The sequence below is a fragment of the Saccharopolyspora tripterygii genome (assembly GCF_054778355.1).
Map to the genome: position 1 here is coordinate 88,564 of NZ_BAAGZP010000011.1, position 17,736 is coordinate 106,299.

The 17,736-nt window shown below is 69.9% G+C and carries 14 protein-coding genes; 7 read left to right on the forward strand and 7 right to left on the reverse strand.

The features are described 5' to 3' along the window. Window positions 1–121: 121 nt before the first annotated feature. From ACYVF3_RS10450 to ACYVF3_RS10460, 3 genes are all read left to right on the forward strand, one after another. Entirely contained in the window at window positions 122–1,210 is a 1,089-nt protein-coding gene (locus ACYVF3_RS10450; RefSeq protein ID WP_461154055.1) for an ABC transporter permease, read from the forward strand. Further along, window positions 1,207–1,887 carry an ABC transporter ATP-binding protein gene (locus ACYVF3_RS10455; RefSeq protein ID WP_461154015.1) on the forward strand — a complete coding sequence of 227 codons (681 nt, stop codon included), beginning with the start codon at window positions 1,207–1,209 and terminating at the stop codon, window positions 1,885–1,887. The genes ACYVF3_RS10450 and ACYVF3_RS10455 overlap by 4 nt, the downstream gene beginning before the upstream one ends. Window positions 1,888–1,972: 85 nt before the next feature. Further along, on the forward strand, window positions 1,973–2,425 hold the full coding sequence (locus ACYVF3_RS10460; protein WP_461154016.1) for a DUF2871 domain-containing protein: 453 nt from the start codon (window positions 1,973–1,975) through the stop codon (window positions 2,423–2,425). A gap of 4 nt (window positions 2,426–2,429) precedes the next feature. Here ACYVF3_RS10460 and ACYVF3_RS10465 read toward each other — a convergent pair whose 3' ends face one another. Further along, window positions 2,430–2,597 (reverse strand): hypothetical protein, encoded by a 168-nt coding sequence (locus tag ACYVF3_RS10465; protein ID WP_461154017.1) that lies wholly within the window; start codon window positions 2,595–2,597, stop codon window positions 2,430–2,432. A 485-nt stretch (window positions 2,598–3,082) separates the two neighbouring features. On the opposite strand from ACYVF3_RS10465, the gene ACYVF3_RS10470 reads away from it, so the two are divergent. Next, the gene (locus ACYVF3_RS10470) at window positions 3,083–3,874 is read left to right on the forward strand and encodes an enoyl-CoA hydratase/isomerase family protein (RefSeq protein ID WP_461154018.1); all 792 of its coding nucleotides are present in this window, start codon (window positions 3,083–3,085) and stop codon (window positions 3,872–3,874) included. Between the two features lie 158 nt (window positions 3,875–4,032). Beyond that, window positions 4,033–6,078: a putative bifunctional diguanylate cyclase/phosphodiesterase gene (locus ACYVF3_RS10475; RefSeq protein ID WP_461154019.1), complete on the forward strand. Its 2,046-nt coding sequence runs from the start codon at window positions 4,033–4,035 to the stop codon at window positions 6,076–6,078. A 352-nt stretch (window positions 6,079–6,430) separates the two neighbouring features. On the opposite strand, the gene uidB is transcribed toward ACYVF3_RS10475, so the two are convergent. From uidB to ACYVF3_RS10500, 5 genes are all read right to left on the reverse strand, one after another. After that, window positions 6,431–7,783: a glucuronide transporter gene (gene uidB, locus ACYVF3_RS10480; protein WP_461154020.1), complete on the reverse strand. Its 1,353-nt coding sequence runs from the start codon at window positions 7,781–7,783 to the stop codon at window positions 6,431–6,433. Window positions 7,784–7,813: 30 nt separating this feature from the next. After that, window positions 7,814–9,592, reverse strand: a complete 1,779-nt coding sequence (gene uidA, locus ACYVF3_RS10485) for a beta-glucuronidase (RefSeq protein ID WP_461154021.1) — start codon at window positions 9,590–9,592, stop codon at window positions 7,814–7,816. Window positions 9,593–9,716: 124 nt separating this feature from the next. Continuing rightward, on the reverse strand, window positions 9,717–11,021 hold the full coding sequence (locus ACYVF3_RS10490; RefSeq protein ID WP_461154022.1) for a mannitol dehydrogenase family protein: 1,305 nt from the start codon (window positions 11,019–11,021) through the stop codon (window positions 9,717–9,719). Then, complete coding sequence (uxaC, locus tag ACYVF3_RS10495; protein WP_461154023.1) at window positions 11,018–12,460, reverse strand: glucuronate isomerase; 1,443 nt, start codon at window positions 12,458–12,460, stop codon at window positions 11,018–11,020. Before uxaC ends, ACYVF3_RS10490 begins: the two co-directional genes overlap by 4 nt. Before the next feature lie 94 nt (window positions 12,461–12,554). Continuing rightward, window positions 12,555–13,595 carry a LacI family DNA-binding transcriptional regulator gene (locus ACYVF3_RS10500; protein WP_461154024.1) on the reverse strand — a complete coding sequence of 347 codons (1,041 nt, stop codon included), beginning with the start codon at window positions 13,593–13,595 and terminating at the stop codon, window positions 12,555–12,557. 80 nt (window positions 13,596–13,675) lie between these two features. Between ACYVF3_RS10500 and manD the strand changes: the two genes are divergently transcribed. Beyond that, window positions 13,676–14,911: a D-mannonate dehydratase ManD gene (manD, locus tag ACYVF3_RS10505; RefSeq protein WP_461154025.1), complete on the forward strand. Its 1,236-nt coding sequence runs from the start codon at window positions 13,676–13,678 to the stop codon at window positions 14,909–14,911. A gap of 27 nt (window positions 14,912–14,938) precedes the next feature. On the opposite strand, the gene ACYVF3_RS10510 is transcribed toward manD, so the two are convergent. Next, on the reverse strand, window positions 14,939–16,528 hold the full coding sequence (locus tag ACYVF3_RS10510) for an L-lactate permease (RefSeq protein ID WP_461154026.1): 1,590 nt from the start codon (window positions 16,526–16,528) through the stop codon (window positions 14,939–14,941). 248 nt (window positions 16,529–16,776) lie between these two features. Between ACYVF3_RS10510 and ACYVF3_RS10515 the strand changes: the two genes are divergently transcribed. Further along, window positions 16,777–17,667: an MIP/aquaporin family protein gene (locus tag ACYVF3_RS10515; RefSeq protein ID WP_461154027.1), complete on the forward strand. Its 891-nt coding sequence runs from the start codon at window positions 16,777–16,779 to the stop codon at window positions 17,665–17,667. Window positions 17,668–17,736: the final 69 nt, after the last annotated feature.

Consider the following 17,736-nt stretch of genomic DNA (forward strand, 5'->3'; position numbering starts at 1 on the left):
ACAACCGGCGCGCCGCCTTTCGGCCCGGGAACTGCTGCCCTGCGCCAGATGCCCGTCGGGGGACGCGACGACGAGAGTCGAGAGGTACCCAACAGACCGCATGAGAGGACGGGCCCGAACCGTGTTCGTCGCCTGGAGAGACCTGAAGTTCGCCAAGGGGCGGTTCGCCCTGATGGGCGTCGTCATCATCCTGATCACCCTGCTGGTCGGCCTGCTGTCGGGTTTGACCGCCGGGCTGGGTCAGCAGAACATCTCCGCGATCACGTCGCTCCCGGCGGACAAGATCGCGTTCAACGCACCCAGCAGCGGCGAGGACCTGTCCTACGCCAACTCCACCGTCACCGAGCAGCAGTGGCAGCGGTTGTCCCAGGCTCCCGGAGTGGCCAACGCCGAGCCGCTCGGCATCGCCACCACCAAGGCCAGCAGCGGGAACAAGAGCACCGGCGTGTCGGCGTTCGGAGTCGAGCCCGGCTCCGCGCTCGCCCCCGAGAGCAGCAAGATCGGCGGCAACGCAGCGGTCCTGTCCGCGACCGCCGCTGAAGAGCTCGGGGTCGCGCCCGGCGCGCAGTTCACCCTCGCGGGGCAGGACCTGGTGGTCGCCGGCGTGAGCGGCGACGCGTCGTTCAGCCACACCCCGGTCATCTGGACGAGCCTCGACACCTGGCAGAAGACCGCACCGCCGACCAGCCGGCGCGACGGCCCGACCGCCAGCGTCATCGCGCTGAACACCGCGCCGGGAGCCGACGTGGCGCCCGGTGACCAGGCAGCGGGCACCACGACTGTGTCCAAGGCGGACTCGCTGAACGCGATCGGCTCGTACTCCTCCGAGAACGGCTCCCTGCAGCTGATGCGCGGCTTCCTGTTCGCCATCTCGGCGCTGGTCATCGGCGCGTTCTTCACCGTGTGGACCATCCAGCGCAGCGGCGACGTCGCGGTGCTCAAGGCGCTGGGCGCCTCGACCGGCTACCTGCTCAAGGACGCGCTCGGGCAGGCGCTCGTGCTGCTCACCGGCGGCACGCTGATCGGCACCGGCATCGCCGCCGGACTGGGCGCGCTGCTGGCGGGCACGCCCGTGCCGTTCTCGCTGTCACCCGCCACGGTCCTGATCCCGGCCGCCGTGATGATCGCGCTCGGCGCGCTCGGCGCGGCGCTGTCCATCCGCCGCATCACCTCCGTTGACCCGCTGACCGCACTGGGGAGCGCACGATGAGCCTCGAACTGACCGACATCACCCTCACCTACCCCGACGGCGACTCCCGGCTGACCGCGCTCGACGCGGTGAGCCTCCAGGTCCCGACCGGCAGCCTCACGGCCGTCGTCGGCCCGTCCGGCTCCGGCAAGTCCAGCCTGCTCGCGGTGGCGGCCACGCTGATCACCCCGGACCGCGGCAGCGTCACGATCGACGGCGCCCCGACGACCGGCATGCCGCGCGGCGAGCTGTCCGACCTGCGGCGCAAGAAGATCGGCATCGTCTTCCAGCAGCCCAACCTGCTGCCCGCCCTCACCGCCTCCGAGCAGCTGCAGGTCATCGGTCAGATGGACGGCCACAGGCCCCGCGCGGTCAAGGACCGGGCGAGGGAGCTCCTGGACGCGGTCGGTCTCGCCGGTCAGGCCGACCGGCGCCCGCACCAGCTCTCCGGGGGGCAGCGCCAGCGGGTCAACATCGCCCGCGCCCTGATGCACGACCCCACCGTGCTGCTGGTGGACGAGCCGACCAGCGCTCTGGACCACGAGCGGGGCGCGGCGGTCATCGACCTGATCACGCAGCTCACCCACCGGCAGGCCACGGCGACCGTGCTGGTCACCCACGACCGCACCCACCTCACCGCGGTCGATCAGGTCGCCGAGGTCCACGACGGGCGCCTGCACCTGACCGCGGGCGTCTGACCGGCCGCACCAGCGGCTGCGAGGCACGAACGCGGTGCCTCGCAGCCGCTCCCACCCACCTCGAAGCCGAAGGGGTTCGACACCCGTGAAGAAGCTCTACTACTCCGCCGTCCTCTACACCGTCCTCGGCCTCCTCGGCGGGGTCTTCTACCGAGAACTGACCAAGGCGCAGGACTTCACCGGAGCCACGCAGCTGTCCGTGCTCCACACGCACCTGCTGACGCTGGGCACGGTGTTCTTCCTGATCGCCGTCGCGCTGGAGAAGTCCCTGCGGTTGAGCAGCGGGCGGTTCTTCAACGCGTTCTTCTGGACCTACCACGCGGGCCTGCTGCTGAGCACTGGCATCATGACCGCTCACGGGATCATGACCGTGCTGGGGCAACCGGCCGGGCCCGCGATCTCAGGCCCGGCGGGGCTGGGCCACGTGGTCCTCACGATCGCGCTGATCTTCTTCTTCCTCTGCCTGCGCAGCCGGATCGACGATGCCGGCCCCGCCACCCGTCAGCGCGGCGAAACCGTGTTCCGCGAGGTCAGGTAGGCGCTCAGGCCTCGTCGTCGGGCTTGGCGTGGTCGGCCTTGCCCGGGTTCGGGTCGCGGGAGAGATCGATGAGGGGGTCCACCTCGGCGCCTTCGGGCGCGGCGTGGTCGGGGACGCCGGGGTTGGGGTCCCGCGAGAGGTCGATCTCCGGGCGCTCACCTGGGGTGCTCATGTGGTTCTCCTGCGGTCGGGGTGGGCCAGGCACCGCATTCGGTCCTGCGCCTCTCGGACCCCACCAGGATGCCTGCCGGTGATCCGCCCGGACCAACGGGGACGGGCTCCGCGCAGGTGACCTCACCAGGTCCCAGTTTTAGGGGTCGTTGCAGAATCACCTTGCTTGGCGGTGCGGGTAGCGGAACCTCACACGCCGCCTGGACTCCGTGCGCCACTCCTGATGTATGCCAATACACGGCGTCGCGGCGTACTCGCCAGACGACGGGTGAGAAATCCCCGCAGGGGAAGGCCACAGCGGTGCCAGCTGAGTCCCACACCTGAAACAACGGCTCCGCCGCATTCTGAAACGACCCCTTAGTCCAAACTGAGCCGACATTTCGGGCGCGAGAGGCCCTCGGTTTGGACTAAAACCGGGAGGTGGTGACAACCTCGCGCGAAAGGCGGGGCATCGCCGCCCGACCGTTGGAGAGGACTCGGCCTCGGATGAGCACAGATCTCGTGACCCGCACCGCGGAGGATCACATCGCGGTCGTGACCCTGAACGACCCGCCGATGAACGTCACCACGCTCGAACTGACCCGGCAGCTCAACGCCGTTCTGCGACGGGTCGCCGACGATCCGCAGGTCCGCGTGCTGGTGCTGACGGGAGCGGGTGACCGGGCCTTCTGCGCGGGATCGGACATCAAGGAGTTCCCGTCCTTGATCGCCGAGGGCGACGTCGTGGACCGCAAGCTGACCTTCGAGAACGACACCTTCGCGATGGTCGACGAGTTCCCGAAGCCCACCATCGCGGCGCTCAACGGGCTCGCCTACGGCGGCGGGCTGGAGCTGGCGGCGTGCTGCGACCTCATCATCGGCGAGACGGGCACGGAGGTCGCCCTGCCCGAGGTCAAGCTGGGCGTGATCCCGGCTTCGGGCGGGCCGATCCGCGTCACGCGCAGGCTGGGCGAGGCGCGCGGCAAGGAACTCATGTTCTTCGGCGACCCGATCTCCGCCGAGACCGCCCACTCCTGGGGCCTGCTCAACCGGGTCGTGCCGCGCGGGCGGGCGCTGGCCACCGCCCTGGAACTGGCCGGTCGGCTGGCCGAGCTGCCGGCTTCGACGTTGTCCCTGGTCAAGCAAGCGGTCCACCGGAGCAGGGACGGAGATCGGGACGCCGTCCGCGCGACGCTGCCGCTGTCCGAGCAGGCGTTCGCCTCGCCCGAGGCGGCCGAGGGCGTGCGCGCGTTCCTCGGCAAGGAGGCACCGCGGTTCAACGCGCCACCAGAGCGCTGACCAGCAGTTCGAACGCTCTGCTGATCTGAGAGCCGTCCCACCCACCCGGCACGCCGACCCGCTGCAGGACGTCCCACCTCCCGCGACACTGGGCCGTGGGGAATCGCCGCCGCCCGTCGTTGGAGGACACCCCGAGCCCTCTTCGAGTGGAGGTGCACATGACCGAAGCGCTCGGCGCGGTCGACGCGGAGGCATTCTTCTCGCTGCGCAACTACGCGGTGTACACGCTCGACGCCGCCGGAAAGGTCGTGAGCTGGAACCTCGGGGCCGAGCGGATCCTCGGCGCGCTCGCCTCCGAGGTGATCGGTGGCAGCCTGGCGCAGTTCTACACCCCGGAGCAGATCAGGACCGGGCACCCCGAGGCGCTGCTCGAACAGGCGCGCGAGCACGGCACGAGCGTCGACGAGGGCTGGCGCGTGCGCAAGGACGGCAGCTGGTTCTGGGCCAACGTGGTGACCACCGCGCTGTGGTCGCCGGAGGGCAGGCTCCGCGGCTACGCGAGGCTCACCCGCGACGACACGGCGGCGCATCAGCAGCTGGAGACCTCGCTTCGGCAGTTCCGGGACCTCTACGAGCTGACCCCGGTCGCGATCGGCCTGTTCGACCGCCACGGGTTCGTGATCGACTCCAACACGGCGATGTGCCGGCTGCTGGACCGCTCGTCGAGAGCGCTCCGGGAAACGCACGTGACCTCGCTGCTGGATCAGGACGCCCCCGAATTCGCGCGGCTCTCCGAGGCTTTCGAGGAGGGGACGCCGCCGGACGGCGCCGCCGCGCAGGAGTGGACGCTGCTGCGATCCGACGGCGAGCAGGTCCACTGCGAGGTCCACATGGCCAAATCCCTCCAGTCGGGCGGTGATCCGTTCTGGCTGGTGGTCTTCGAGGACGTCACCGATCGTCGCCGCGAGTCCCAATCGCTGCGCTACTGGGCCTACCACGACGAGTTGACCGGGCTGTGGAACCGCGCCGCGATCCCGCAGCTGGTCGCGGACGCCGACGTGGAGCGGGCCGCGGTGCTCTACTGCGACATCAAGAACTTCAACCGGATCAACGAAGCCCTCGGTTACGCCGCCGGCGACGAGGTGCTGATCGCGATGGCGCGACGACTGGAGGAGGGGCTTCCCGCCGGTTGGTCGGTGGCGCGCGCGGCGGCCGACGAGTTCGTCGTGGTGTGCCCGGACGTAGCGGCCGAGGGCGGGGTCGCGGCGATAGCGACGACGGTGGCCGGGCTGATGCACGCGTCGTTCGAGGTGCGCGGGCGCCGGGTTCAGGTGTCCGCGTTGATCGGTGCGGCGCTCGGCTCCGAATGCCACGGTAGTGGAGAGGATCTCGTGCGCTGGGCGTTCGGATCCCTGCTGAGGGGCAAGAAGTCAGGACACGCGAACATCGCGTTCGCGGGCCCGACGCTGATCGACTCGATCGACGGCCAGCTGGAGCTGGAGGGCGAGCTGCGCCACGCGATCGACAACGACGAGCTCTCACTGCACTACCAACCGACGGTCGCGGCCGACGGCACGATCCTCACCTGCGAATCCCTGCTTCGCTGGGAGCATCCCGAGCGCGGGATGCTGTCCCCGGCAACGATCCTGCCGGTCGCCGAGCGAGCGGGCATGCTCGCCGACCTCGACGCCTGGGTGCTGAGCGCCGCGCTGCGCGAAGCGGCGACCTGGCCCGCGAGCCGGTCCGGCAGGCCGGTGTCGGTGTCGGTGAACGTGGCGGAGCTGATGCCCGGATACCCGATCTTCACCGACCTCCTCGAACGCCTCGTCGCCGAGACGGGGCTCCCCTGGGAGCGCATCGTCGTGGAGCTGGTGGAGACCGCGATCGTCGACCTCCCGGACCAGATGCGCAGGAGCATGCACGAACTCCGCAACCGAGGGATGCGCTTCGCCGTCGACGACTTCGGCACCGGCTACTCGTCGCTGACGCGGATCCGGGAGTTCCCCGCCCAGGTGATCAAGATCGATCGCACATTCGTCACCGACATCGCGGGCAGCCACATCGATCGCACGCTGGTCGGCGTGGTGACCGACATGGCGCAGTCGCTGAACTGCACGACCGTCGCCGAAGGCGTGGAGACCCGCGAGCAGTTCGACGTCCTGCGGACCATGCCCATCGACGCCTACCAGGGCTGGCTGTTCGCCAAAGCGCTCCCCGGCCCGGAGCTGGTGCAGCTGATCGAAGCGGGCCCGATCATCCCGTGACCCGCTGCGGCGCGCATCGCCCGCGACAACGTCCAGGCGCATCTCCCCGAGGCGCTCGACCTCGCTCGGACCGGACAGGTCGACCCCCGCAAGGTCGTCTCGGACGTCATCGACTGGGAAGACCTCCCCGAAGCCCTGCCGGAACGCCACCGCAAACCGGTCTTCACCCGGGAGCTACCAACGATCTCCTGCCCCCCCGGCCCCGCACCCCACGCGCCCGGGCGAGACGGAAAGTACCCGGCATCTCCCAGTTTTAGTCCAAACTGAGCGGACATTTCGGGCACTGAACGTCCTCGGTTTGGACTAAAACTGGGATTCCTCCACCCTCCAAGGGGGACTTCGCGTCGTAGGTTCAGCCGACGGGGGCCGTCGCGGCGTCGTTCTCGCGGCGGGCGGCGACCTCCGCGGTCATCGCGCGGAAGCGCTTCTCCGTGATCGGGTAGAAGGCCATGACCGCCATCCCGATCACCACGCAACCGATGGGCACCGCACCCGCTGCGGCGCGGATGCCCCACACCGCTGAACCGGCCTGCTCCGGCGCGCCACCGACGTAGCCGGCGAGGCTGATGGTGTACGCCGCGCCCGCACCTCCCAGCGCCTGCCCCACCTTGCGGACGAAGGAGAAGACCGCGTAGGTGGTGCCTTCGGTGCGCGCACCGGTGCGCCACTCGCCGTACTCGACGGTGTCGGCTTCCAACGACCACATCAGGGTGGTGACGACTCCGACCCCGACGCCGATGAGGAAGAACGCACCCACCGCGAGGTAGGGCTGCGACGCGGGGGCGAACATCGCCGCAGCACAGCCCACGGCCGTCACGGCGCTGCCCGCAAGGTATCCGGTGCGCTTGCCGACCGTGCGCACCACCAGCGGGACCAGCGGGGCCGCGAGGAACATGAGTCCTGTTTGGACCCCGGTGATCACGATGTAGAGGTTGGCGTCACCCAGGACGTCCCGGGCGTAGTAGACGCCGATCGTCTGGATCGAGAACATCGCCGCCAGGAAGAACAACGAGCTCACGCACAGCAGTTGCAGCGGCCGGTTCTTCCGCAACGTGGTCAGGCTCTGGCGCAGCCCGACCTTCTGCACGTCCCGCTGCACGGTTTCCCGGGCGGTGAAGAAGGTGAACAGGTACATCGCCGCACCGACCACGACGAACGCGAGCGTCGTCAGCAGCAGCGATTCCTGGAGGTTCGCCGCGTTCTTGACCTGCGGTGCCACCACCAGGCTCAGCAGCAGCATCGTGGCGGCCGAACCCATCGCCCGCGCGCTGGCGAGCCTCGCACGGTCGATGGGGTCCTGCGTCATCGCCGCCGACAGCGATCCGTAGGGGATGTTGACCAGGCTGTAGACCGTCCCGACCGCCGCGTAAGTGACGTAGGCGTAGACCAGCTTCGCGGGCAGGCTCCAGTCGGGAACCGAGAACGTCGCCACGCTCAGCAGGAGCAGCGGCACGGACCCGAACAGCAGCCAGGGGCGGAACTTCCCCCACCGGCTGGAGGTCCGGTCCACCAGTCGTCCTGCCACCAGGTCTGCGACGCCGTCCCAGACGCGCACGACCAGGAAGATCGTCCCGGCCGCCGCTGCCGGGATCCCGGCCACGTCGGTGTAGTAGAGCAGCAGGAACATCGAGGCCATCGAGAAGGCCAGGTTGTTGGCGGCATCACCGGCCGCGTACCCGAAGAGCTGTTGGACCCGAAGCTTCATCACCCCTCCTCTCCGCTTCTCCGGGAAGCCTCAGCTCTGCGCGCGCCAACGGTCCTTCAGCGCGAACGCCGCGGCCTTGGGTCGTCGGTCACGGGTGAACACGCCCTTCTTGTTGCCGTCCACCCGCGCGAATCCGGCGCTGGTGGCGAAGTCAGCGAAGTTCCAGACCTGTTCCCCCACAACGGCTTCGACCCGGTCGAACACGCGGTGGTAGGTCTTCAGCAGCTCGGTCTGGTACTCCTCGCTCCACGGCTGCGTCACCGCCGAGTGCACTCCGGCCATGGCGTCCGCGCCGTACTCGGTGATGATGATCGGCTTGGCCTCGCCCTTCGCCCACTCGTTGAGCTCGGCCTCCAGTGCCCGCTCGGCCGCGGCGAGGTCGCCGCTCTGGACGTACCAGCCGTAGTACCGGTTGATCATCAGCACGTCGGAGAGCTCGGAGACCGTGCACTCGCCGGCCGGGGCGAACATCACGTTGACGAACCCGAACGGGCGGGTGGCGTCGAGGCGACGCGCCTCGGCGAACAGCGGCTCGAAGTACTCGCGGGCGGCGTCGGTGTGCGACTCGGGTTCGTTGGCGATGCTCCACAGCACCACGCTCGGGTGGTTCTTGTCCCGCTCCACGAGCTCCTGGATGGCCTTCAGGTGAGCTTCCCGGGTCCGGATGCTGACCGTCTCGTCGGAGTAGGTCTCCTGCGCGCTGGAGGCGACGATGCCGCCACCGATGCCGAGGTTCAGCCCCACAGCGGCGGTTTCATCGATGACCACGATGCCGTGCCGGTCGGCGTAGTCGAGCACTTCCTCGGCGTAGGGGTAGTGCGAGGTGCGCAACGAGTTCGCGCCGATCCAGTCCAGCAGTGCGAAGTCGTGCACCATGGACGCGTCGTCGTGCCCCTTGCCGCGCACGACGTGGTCCTCGTGCATGCCGAAACCGGTGAAGTAGAACGGTTCGCCGTTGATCAGGAACTTCGTCCCGTCGACAGCGACCGTGCGGATGCCCACGTTCAGCGAGTACCGGTCCGCGGCCTCGCCCCCTGCGTCGAGCAGGTCCACCCGCAGCTCGTAGAGGTAGCCCTCGCCCGGACGCCACGGCTGCACGTCCTCGACGCGCAGCCGCCCGGACAGCCCCTCGGTGCGTGCGACCTCGACGCCCTCCGCGTCCAGCAGCACGGCGCGCACGCGCTCCCCGCCGGTGGTGCGGACCTCGTAGCCGACCGTGCCCGCGGTCCCCTCCAAGCCGGTCGTCGTGGTCACGTCGGTGATGTGCGCGGGCCGCGTCGCGTACAGCGACACCGTGCGGTGCAGGCCCGCGTAGTTGAAGAAGTCGTGGTGGTAGCGCTGCCGGGGCCCGTCCGGGGTCTCCTCGACGTGGCCCGGCGGGATCGAGTCCCAGTCCAGCCGGTTGTCGACGACGACGGTGATGCGGTTCGCCTCGCCGGGGCGGACCAGGTCCGTGACGTCGGCTTCGAACGGGATGTAGCCACCCACGTGGGAGACGACCTGCTGCTCCCCCACCCACGCCGTCGCGCGGTGCGCCGCCGCGTCGAACCGCAGCACGATCCGCTGCCCGCTCCACGACGCGGGCACGTGCGCGGAGGTCTGGTACCAGACCTCGCCGACGTGGTCGCGGACAGCGGCGTCGACTGGGATGTCGTTGTAGCTGGCCGGTACCGGCATCTCCGCCTTGCCCGGCAGCGACGCGCGCCACCACTGCTGCTCGCGACCGACTCCCTCCGCGTCGACGGCGAAGCGCCACAACCCGTCGATCGAACGGCGGTCCCGGAAGGCGTTGGTGAGAGGACGAAGCATCGTTGCTCCCTTCTTCTTCGGTGCACGCCGCCGCAACGCCAGGAGCGACGGCTGCGGCGACGCGAGGTGGGGGCGGGCCTGCGAGGCACCGACCACGCGGCAGCGACGTGCTGCCGCTGGATTGTCAGCGCGGCGCGGTCGGCACCGCACCGCGAGCGGACAACGTCCGCAGTTCCGACGCGACGGCGGACACGAGTTCGTCGTCGTCGCCGAGCGCGGGGTCCAGCGCGACCAGCGTCCGGCGAACCGGGTCCTGGGATCGCGAGGTTTCGACCAGCTCAGCGGCACGGGGATCGCGCACCTCACCGGTCTGGAGGTGGCGCAGCCAGCAGGCGAGTTCGATGACGACCGCTGCCGGCAACCGTCCCGCCGCCCGCTCCGCGCGCAAGACCGGCAGCAACCGGGCTGGGATCTTCTGCGATCCGTCGGTCGCGATCTGCGCGAGCTCGTGCCGGATGCCCCTCGCGGCGAAACGCATGAACAGATTCCGCCGGTACTCCGTGATCTCGGCCGCGTCCACGGCGATGTGCCGGGCTGCGGTGTCCCACCACTCCTGCACGAGCGCGGCGAGACGACCGTCCTGCACCGCGTCGCGGATCGTGCTGTGGCCCTGCGCGAGCCCCGCGTAGGCCAGCAGGGTGTGCGCACCGTTGAGGAACCACAGCTTGCGGTCGGTGTAGGCGCCCACGTCGTTCACGAACCGCGCTCCGCGCTGCTCCCACGGCGGTCGCGCACCGGTGAAGCTGCCGGACAGCAGCCATTCGCTGAACGGCTCGGCCACCACGGGCGCTTCGTCGCGGAGCCCGATCACGCGGGCGGCCGCCGCCACGGCATCGCTTCCCGGTGCGGGCGTGATCCGGTCGACCACCGTGCTGACGATCCCGACCTGGTCCTCGACCCAGGAGGCGAAGTCGGGGTCGTCTGCAGCCGCCGCGCGGACCACCGAGCGCAGGACCTCGCCGTTGTCCGGGACGTTGTCGCAGGGGACCAGCGTGATCGGGGGGCCATCGGTGCGGTGGCGCTCCCGCAATCCCGCCAGCACACGTCCCATCGCCGTGTCCCGGCCCCTTTCCGGTGCCGCGTAGGCCGCCTCGGTGACCGTCAGCGTAAGGACCTCGACCTCGGGGGAGGACAGGTCCCGCAGCCACTGCTCCTGCTCGCTGCCCGCGTGAGCCCGGCTGAGGGAGCCGATCGCCTCCACGGCGTCCACTTCGCCGGGCACCCGCAGCGTGTACACGCCCTCCTGCTCGGTGAGCGCGCGCGGCAGCTCCGTGTTGCGGAACGTGTACGCCGCGATCCCCCACTCCGGTGCGCAGGCGGTGTACCAAGCCTGGTGGGAGCGGTGGAAGGCACCCAGTCCCAGGTGCACGGCCCGGACGGGCGCGGCGGGGCCGAGCTTGGCCGCTGCCCTGGTGATCCTGGCCGTCACAGGCGGAACGCCTTCCTGGGCAGCTCGTCGTTGAGGTCGTGCAGCACTGCCGCCGCGTCCTCCTCGCTGAGCACGTGCTCGGCCACCAGGCTCGCCAGGTGACCGGCGTCGACGCGTCGAGCGGTGTCGTGCCGCGCCGGGATCGAGCAGAAGCCGCGCGTGTCGTCGACGAATCCGGCCGTGCGGTGGAATCCCGCCGTCTCGGTGACGGCATCGCGGAACCTGCGCATGGCACGCGGCGCGTCCAGGAACCACCACGGAGCACCCAGGTGCAGCGACGGGTAGAAACCCGCCAGCGGAGCCAGTTCTCGCGAGAACGCGGTCTCGTCGAGGGTGAACACGACGCTGCGGAAGCGCGGGTGCGTGCCGAAGCGTTCCAGCATCGGCCGCATCGCCCGGGTGAACTCGGTGCGCACCGGGATGTCGTGACCGGTGTCGGCGCCGTAGCGGGCGAAGGTCGGCGCGTGGTGGTTGCGGCAGCTGCCGGAGTGCAGCGCCATCACCAAACCGTCCTCACTGGACATCCGCGCGTTCTCCCCCAGCAGTTGCCGGGACAGCAGCTGCGCTTCTTCCGGCGTCGCGCTGCCGCCGCGGACCGCGTCGAAGAGCCGGGTCGCCTCCGCCTCCGGCAGGAAGGCCATCTCGGGGTCCGGCGCGCCGTGGTCGGTGGCGGTGGCGCCGTGGGCGCGGAAGTGCTCGCGGCGCGATTCCAGCGCTCGCACCAGCCCGCGGTAACTGCCGGTGTCGATCCCGCCGGCCTGCGCCAGGTCGTCGAGCGCCTGCAGCCATCCCGCCTTCGTGGCATCGACGTAGCGGTCCGGGCGGAAGGTCGGCACGACACGTCCCGACCAGCTCGGATCCGCCGCGAGCGCCTGGTGGTGCCGCAGGTCGTCGGCCGGGTCGTCGGTGGTGGCGAGGACGTCGATGTTGAAGGTCTCGTACAACGCCCGCGGGCGCATGGCCGGTGTCGCGAGCCGGTCGACGAGCTCGTCGTAGAGCTCGTCGGCGTTGTCGGGCGAGGGCTGCCTGCGCACGCCCAGCACGTCGTGCAGCTCCGCCTCGATCCACTGCCGCGACGCCGTGCCCAGGAAGTACTGCCACCCCGAGCAGAACGCGCGCCAGACCTCCCTCGGCTTCGCGACAGGGGCGCCCTCGGCGTCGGGCAGGCCGAGGTCGTGCAGCGACCAGCCGTGCGCGTGGAGCAGGCGGGTCACGTAGTGGTCCGGCGTCACCAGCAACGACGCCGGGTCGGTGAACGCCGGGTCGTCCGCGAGCAGCTGCGGGTCCACGTGTCCGTGCGGGCTGATCAGGGGCAGGTCCCGGACGCTGTCGTACAGCCGCCGGGCGATCGCCCGCTCCACCGGATCGACCGGCAGCAGGCGATCGGGGTGCGGACTCAGCGGCCGGTCGGCCGGGGTGGGTGCAGTGGCGCCGTCCATGGCCGGAGCTTCATCCGCGGACGCCACCGAGGACAACCGGTTGCCAGCAGTTGTCACCCCCACCGCACGCGACCGTCCCGGACCGGCCTCGGGGTCAGGTCGTGCGAGGGCCCGTGGATCCGCGGATCACCATGTGGGAGTCGAAGGTGACCGAGCCGAGGCCGTCACCGCGCCCCGACAGGCGCGCGTGCAGGGCGTCGACCGCCTGGGAACCGAGCTTGTCGGCGGGTCCGGCGATCGTCGTCAGACCGGGAACGGTGAGGTCGGCGCCGAAGATGTCGTCGCAGCCGACGAGGGACAGGTCGTCGGGCACCCGAACGCCGGTGGCGCGCAACCGCTGCAGCGCTCCGATCGCGATGAGGTCGTTGTAGCCGATCGCCGCCGAGACCTTCCCCAGCACGAGCGCGTCCGCTGCGTCCTCGCCACCTCGCCGGTTCGGCGGGAACGGCCCCAGGAACGTCACGTCCAGGTCCAGCTCCGCGGCCTCTTCGCGCACCGCCTGCCAGCGCTGACCGTTGACCCAGGAGTTGCGCGGGCCCGACAGGTAGGCGATCCGGCGGTGGCCGAGCACGGCGAGGTGCCGCACGGCCTTGCGCATCCCGGCGGCGGTGTCCACGACGAGGCTCGGCACGCCCTCGACCTCGCGGTTGATCATGACGATCGGCCGGTAGCCGCCGATCTGGCGCACCGCGTCGTCCGAGAGCCGGGAGGTCGCGAGGATCCCGCCACTGGTGGTGGCCAGCAGTTGTCGCAGGTTGTTGGCCTCCAGGCGCGCCGACTCGTCGCTGTCGGTCAGCGCGAGCGTGTAGTCGCGCTCGATGGCCCTGGCCTGGGCGGCCTTGATCAGGCTCGCGTAGTACGGGTTGGAGATGTCGGTGACCACCAGGGTCAGCACGCGGATGCGCCCGGGAGCCTCCGCCCGCGCCAACGGCCTCGGCTCGTAACCGATCTCGTCGGCCGCGGCCTGCACCCGCTCCCGCGTGGCGGGGCTGACCCGCGCGGGGTTGCTGAAGGTCCGCGAGACCGTGGACGCGGCGAGGCCGCAGTGGCGGGCCACGTCGTAGATCGTCGGCCGTTCCTGCTCCACTCGTCCCTCCGCACCGCTGGAAACAGCGTTGACAACACCTGGCAACAAGTTGTCATAGTAGCCCGAAGTTCGTAGTTTGTGGCCGAGCCGACGCTCGAAAGTCCCGCGTGCCAAGAGGAGTGACCGCCGTGCGCATCGAACGCGCCGATGTCATCGTGACCAGCCCCGGACGAAACTTCGTCACCTTGAAGATCACGACCTCGGACGGCGTGGTCGGCTACGGCGACGCCACCCTCAACGGCCGGGAGCTCGCGGTGGCCGGCTACCTCCGGGACCACGTCGCAGCGCTGCTGATCGGCCGCGACGCCCACAACATCGAGGACACCTGGCAGTACCTGTACCGGGGCGGGTACTGGCGCCGGGGGCCGGTGACGATGACGGCCATCGCCGCGGTCGACACGGCGCTGTGGGACATCAAGGCCAAGGCGGCCGGCATGCCGCTGTACCAGCTGCTCGGTGGCGAGAGCCGCGAGCGCTGCCGGGTCTACGGCCACGCCAGCGGGCGCGAGCTGCCCGAGCTCTTCGACTCGATCCGCGCGCACCTCGAACTCGGTTTCACCGCGATCCGGGTGCAGACCGGCGTTCCGGGCCTGCCCTCGGTGTACGGGGTGGCCGCGAGCTCGGCGTCCGACGACGGCGGTGGCCGCTACGACTACGAACCCGCGCGACGCTCCGCCCGGCCCGCCGAGGAGGTGTGGGACACCCGCGCCTACCTGCGCCACGTGCCGTCCGTCTTCGAGGCGGTGCGCAACGAGTTCGGCCCCGAGCTCGCGCTGCTGCACGACGCCCACCACCGGCTCACCCCGCTGCAGACCGCCCGGCTGGGCAAGTCGCTGGAACCGTACGACCTGTTCTGGCTGGAGGACGTGACACCGGCCGAGAACCAGGAGGCCCTGCGGCTGGTGCGCAGCCACACGACCACGCCGCTGGCGATCGGCGAGGTGTTCAACACGATCTGGGACTACCAGACGCTCATCAGCGAGCAGCTCATCGACTACGTCCGCTCCCCCGTCACGCACGCCGGCGGAATCACCGGCGTGCGGCGGATCATGGACTTCGCCGCGATGTACCAGATCAAGTCCGGGATGCACGGCCCGACGGACGTGTCACCGGTCGGCATGTCCGCGTCCGTCCATTTGGGACTCGCGCTGCACAACTTCGGCATCCAGGAGTACATGCTGCACGACGAGCGGACCAACGCGGTGTTCGGACCGACGGTCGAGTTCGCCGACGGCGGCCTCCGCCCGAGCCAGGAACCCGGGCTGGGCATCCACTTCGACGAGCAGCTCGCCGAGAAGTACCCCTACGAGCCCGCTTACCTCCCCACCAACCGCCTCCTCGACGGAACGGTCCACGACTGGTGATCGACCGAGCGACCCGGTGACGGAGCTCTAGGGCACCATCCAGGCGAGGACCGGGAGGGACTGGAGGTAGGCGAGAACGCACATCGCGACCAGGAACACCAGGCTCCACGGCAGCACTCGGCGGAAGATATCGCCTTCCTTGCCGGACATCCCGACGGCACCGGCGGCGATGGCGAGGTTCTGGGGCGAGATCATCTTGCCCAGCACACCGCCGGACCCGTTGGCGGCCGCGGCGAGCGTGGGATCGATGCCCACCTTGTTCGCGGCCGCGACCTGCAGCGCGCCGAACAGCGAGTTGGACGAGGTGTCCGAGCCGGTCACCGCCGTGCCCAGCCATCCGAGGATCGGTGAGATCAGCGCGAACACGCCGCCGGCCCCGGCCATCCAGCTGCCCAGCGTGGCGGTCTGGCCGGAGGCGTTCATGACGTAGGCGATCGCGAGCACCGACATCACGGTGACGATCGGCCACTTCAGCTGGGCGTAGGTCGACAGGTAGCGCTCGACAGCGCGGCGCGGGTCGATCCGGATCGCCGGGATGCTCAGCGCTCCCGCGATCAGCAGGAGGCTGCCCGCGCTGGTGAGCCAGTTGAACTTGAACTCGGTCAGCGAGAGCTCGTCCCCGCTGACGTCGGTGATGTGCAGGCCCGGCCAGTTGAACTTCACCGTCACCGCGTCGAGCAGGTCGTTGACCGGGCCGAGCTGCGCGACGACGAACACCGCGATGATGATCAGGTACGGCAGGTACGAGCGCGCCACCTGGCCGCGCGAGTCGTGCTCAGCGACGACCTCCGGCTCGTCGACGCCGCGCGGGGTCCAGACCTTCAGCAGCAGGACCGTGGCACCGGCGGCCACGAGCGAGGCGATGATGTCGGTCAGCGGCACCGAGATGTAGTTGGCCGCGACGAACTGCGCGAGGGCGAAGGTGATGCCGCAGGTCAGCGTCGCGGGCAGGGTCTGCCGCACACCCTTCATCCCGTCGAGGATGCCCACCAGCACGATCGGCACGAACACGGCCAGCAGCGGGGTCTGGCGGCCCGTCATGGCGCCGAGCTCGGACAGCGGCAGGTCGGTGACGCTGGCGAGGGTGACCAGCGGGGACGCCAGCGCGCCGAAGGCCACCGGCGCGGTGTTGGCGACCAGTGCCACGACGGCCGCGGTGATCGGCGAGATCCCCAGCGCGAGCAGCATGACCGTGGTGATGGCGACCGGCGTGCCGAAGCCCGCCAGCGCTTCCAGGAGCGCGCCGAAGCAGAAGGCGATGATCACCGCCTGGATCCTGCGGTCACCGCTGACCCGGGAGAACGACCGCTGCAGGACCGCGAAATGCCCTGTCGTGACGGTCATGTTGTACACCCAGATCGCGTTGATCACGATCCACAGGATCGGGAAGAACCCGAACGCCGCGCCCAGCGTCGCCGACAGCACCGCGGGCCCGACCGGCATCGGGTAGACGAGCACCGCGACCACGAGGGCCACCAGCAAGGAGATCAGCGAGGCCTTCCACGCCGCCATCCGGACCACGCCCAGGAGCACGAACAGCACCAGCAGCGGCAGAGCGGCGGCGAGCGCGCTCAACCCGAGCGAGCCGAACAGCGGATCCAGCACCTGTTGGTACACAACCACTCCCTCGGGGCGTCGAATCTGTGCGCGCAACATAGCGGCCCGGTCAGCCGAGGCAAGTCACACGACTACAACGAATCCGGCTGAACGCGTGTATGACTCCGACACCACGCCCGTTGCCCAGCGGCGACGAGATGCTGGGAGTTCACCGGCGTCCTACTCTGCTAGGTGAAATCCCCCCTCTGGGGGTCACAGCGGCGGGGTCGTCATGAGGCCGCCCGCGCCGCAAGTCCGTTGGAGAACCGATGGCCGAGCAGACACAACGCCGCCCCGGTTACGGCAAAGGACTCACCGGCGAACTGCTGGCGGAGTTCCTGGGAACATTCGTGCTGATACTCCTGGGCTGCGGCTCGGTCGCAGTCGCCGTCGCCGGCCTACCGGGGTCCGGGCGGCAAGAAGAAGCCTTCGGTGCCGGCAACTGGCTCATTATCGCCTTCGGCTGGGGATTCGCCGTGGTGTTCGGCGTGTACGTCGCGGGCGGGGTCTCCGGTGCGCACATCAACCCCGCGGTGACGCTGGCCTTCGCGGTCCGCCGCGCTTTCCCCTGGGTCAAGGTCGTGCCCTACATGTTCGCCCAGCTGGTGGGGGCGTTCGCCGCCGCCGCTCTGGTGTACTCGGTGTACAGCTGGGCGATCGACGCATTCAACGCGAAGGCGGGCGTGCCGAGGAGCGAATCCCTCGACACCTACGCGATATTCGCGACCTTCCCGGCCGAGTACTTCGGCGGCTCCTGGTGGGGGCCGCTGCTCGACCAGATCGTCGGCACGGGCATCCTGGTGCTGCTGATCTTCGCTCTGATCGACGCGCGCAACAGCGCCCCGGCGGCCAACCTCGGGCCGTTCATGATCGGCATGGTGGTCACGGTCATCGGTCTGACGTTCGGCCCCAACGCCGGGTACGCGATCAACCCGGCACGCGATTTCGGGCCGCGCCTGTGGACCTTCTTCACCGGCTGGGGTGAGATGGCGCTGCCGGGCACCCACGAGTGGTTCAGCTTCTACTTCTGGATCCCGATCGTCGGTCCGCTCATCGGCGCGGTGATCGGTGCCGTGGTGTACGACCTGTTCATCGGCCAGGTCGTGGCAGCGCGGACCCAACCGCCGGAACCGGGCCGAGCCGGCGACGAGACGGCCTGAGCGCCTGGGGGCCGTCGTGTGGGGGTGGGGGAAGTTTTCATGAAAACTTCCCCCACCCCCACACACTCG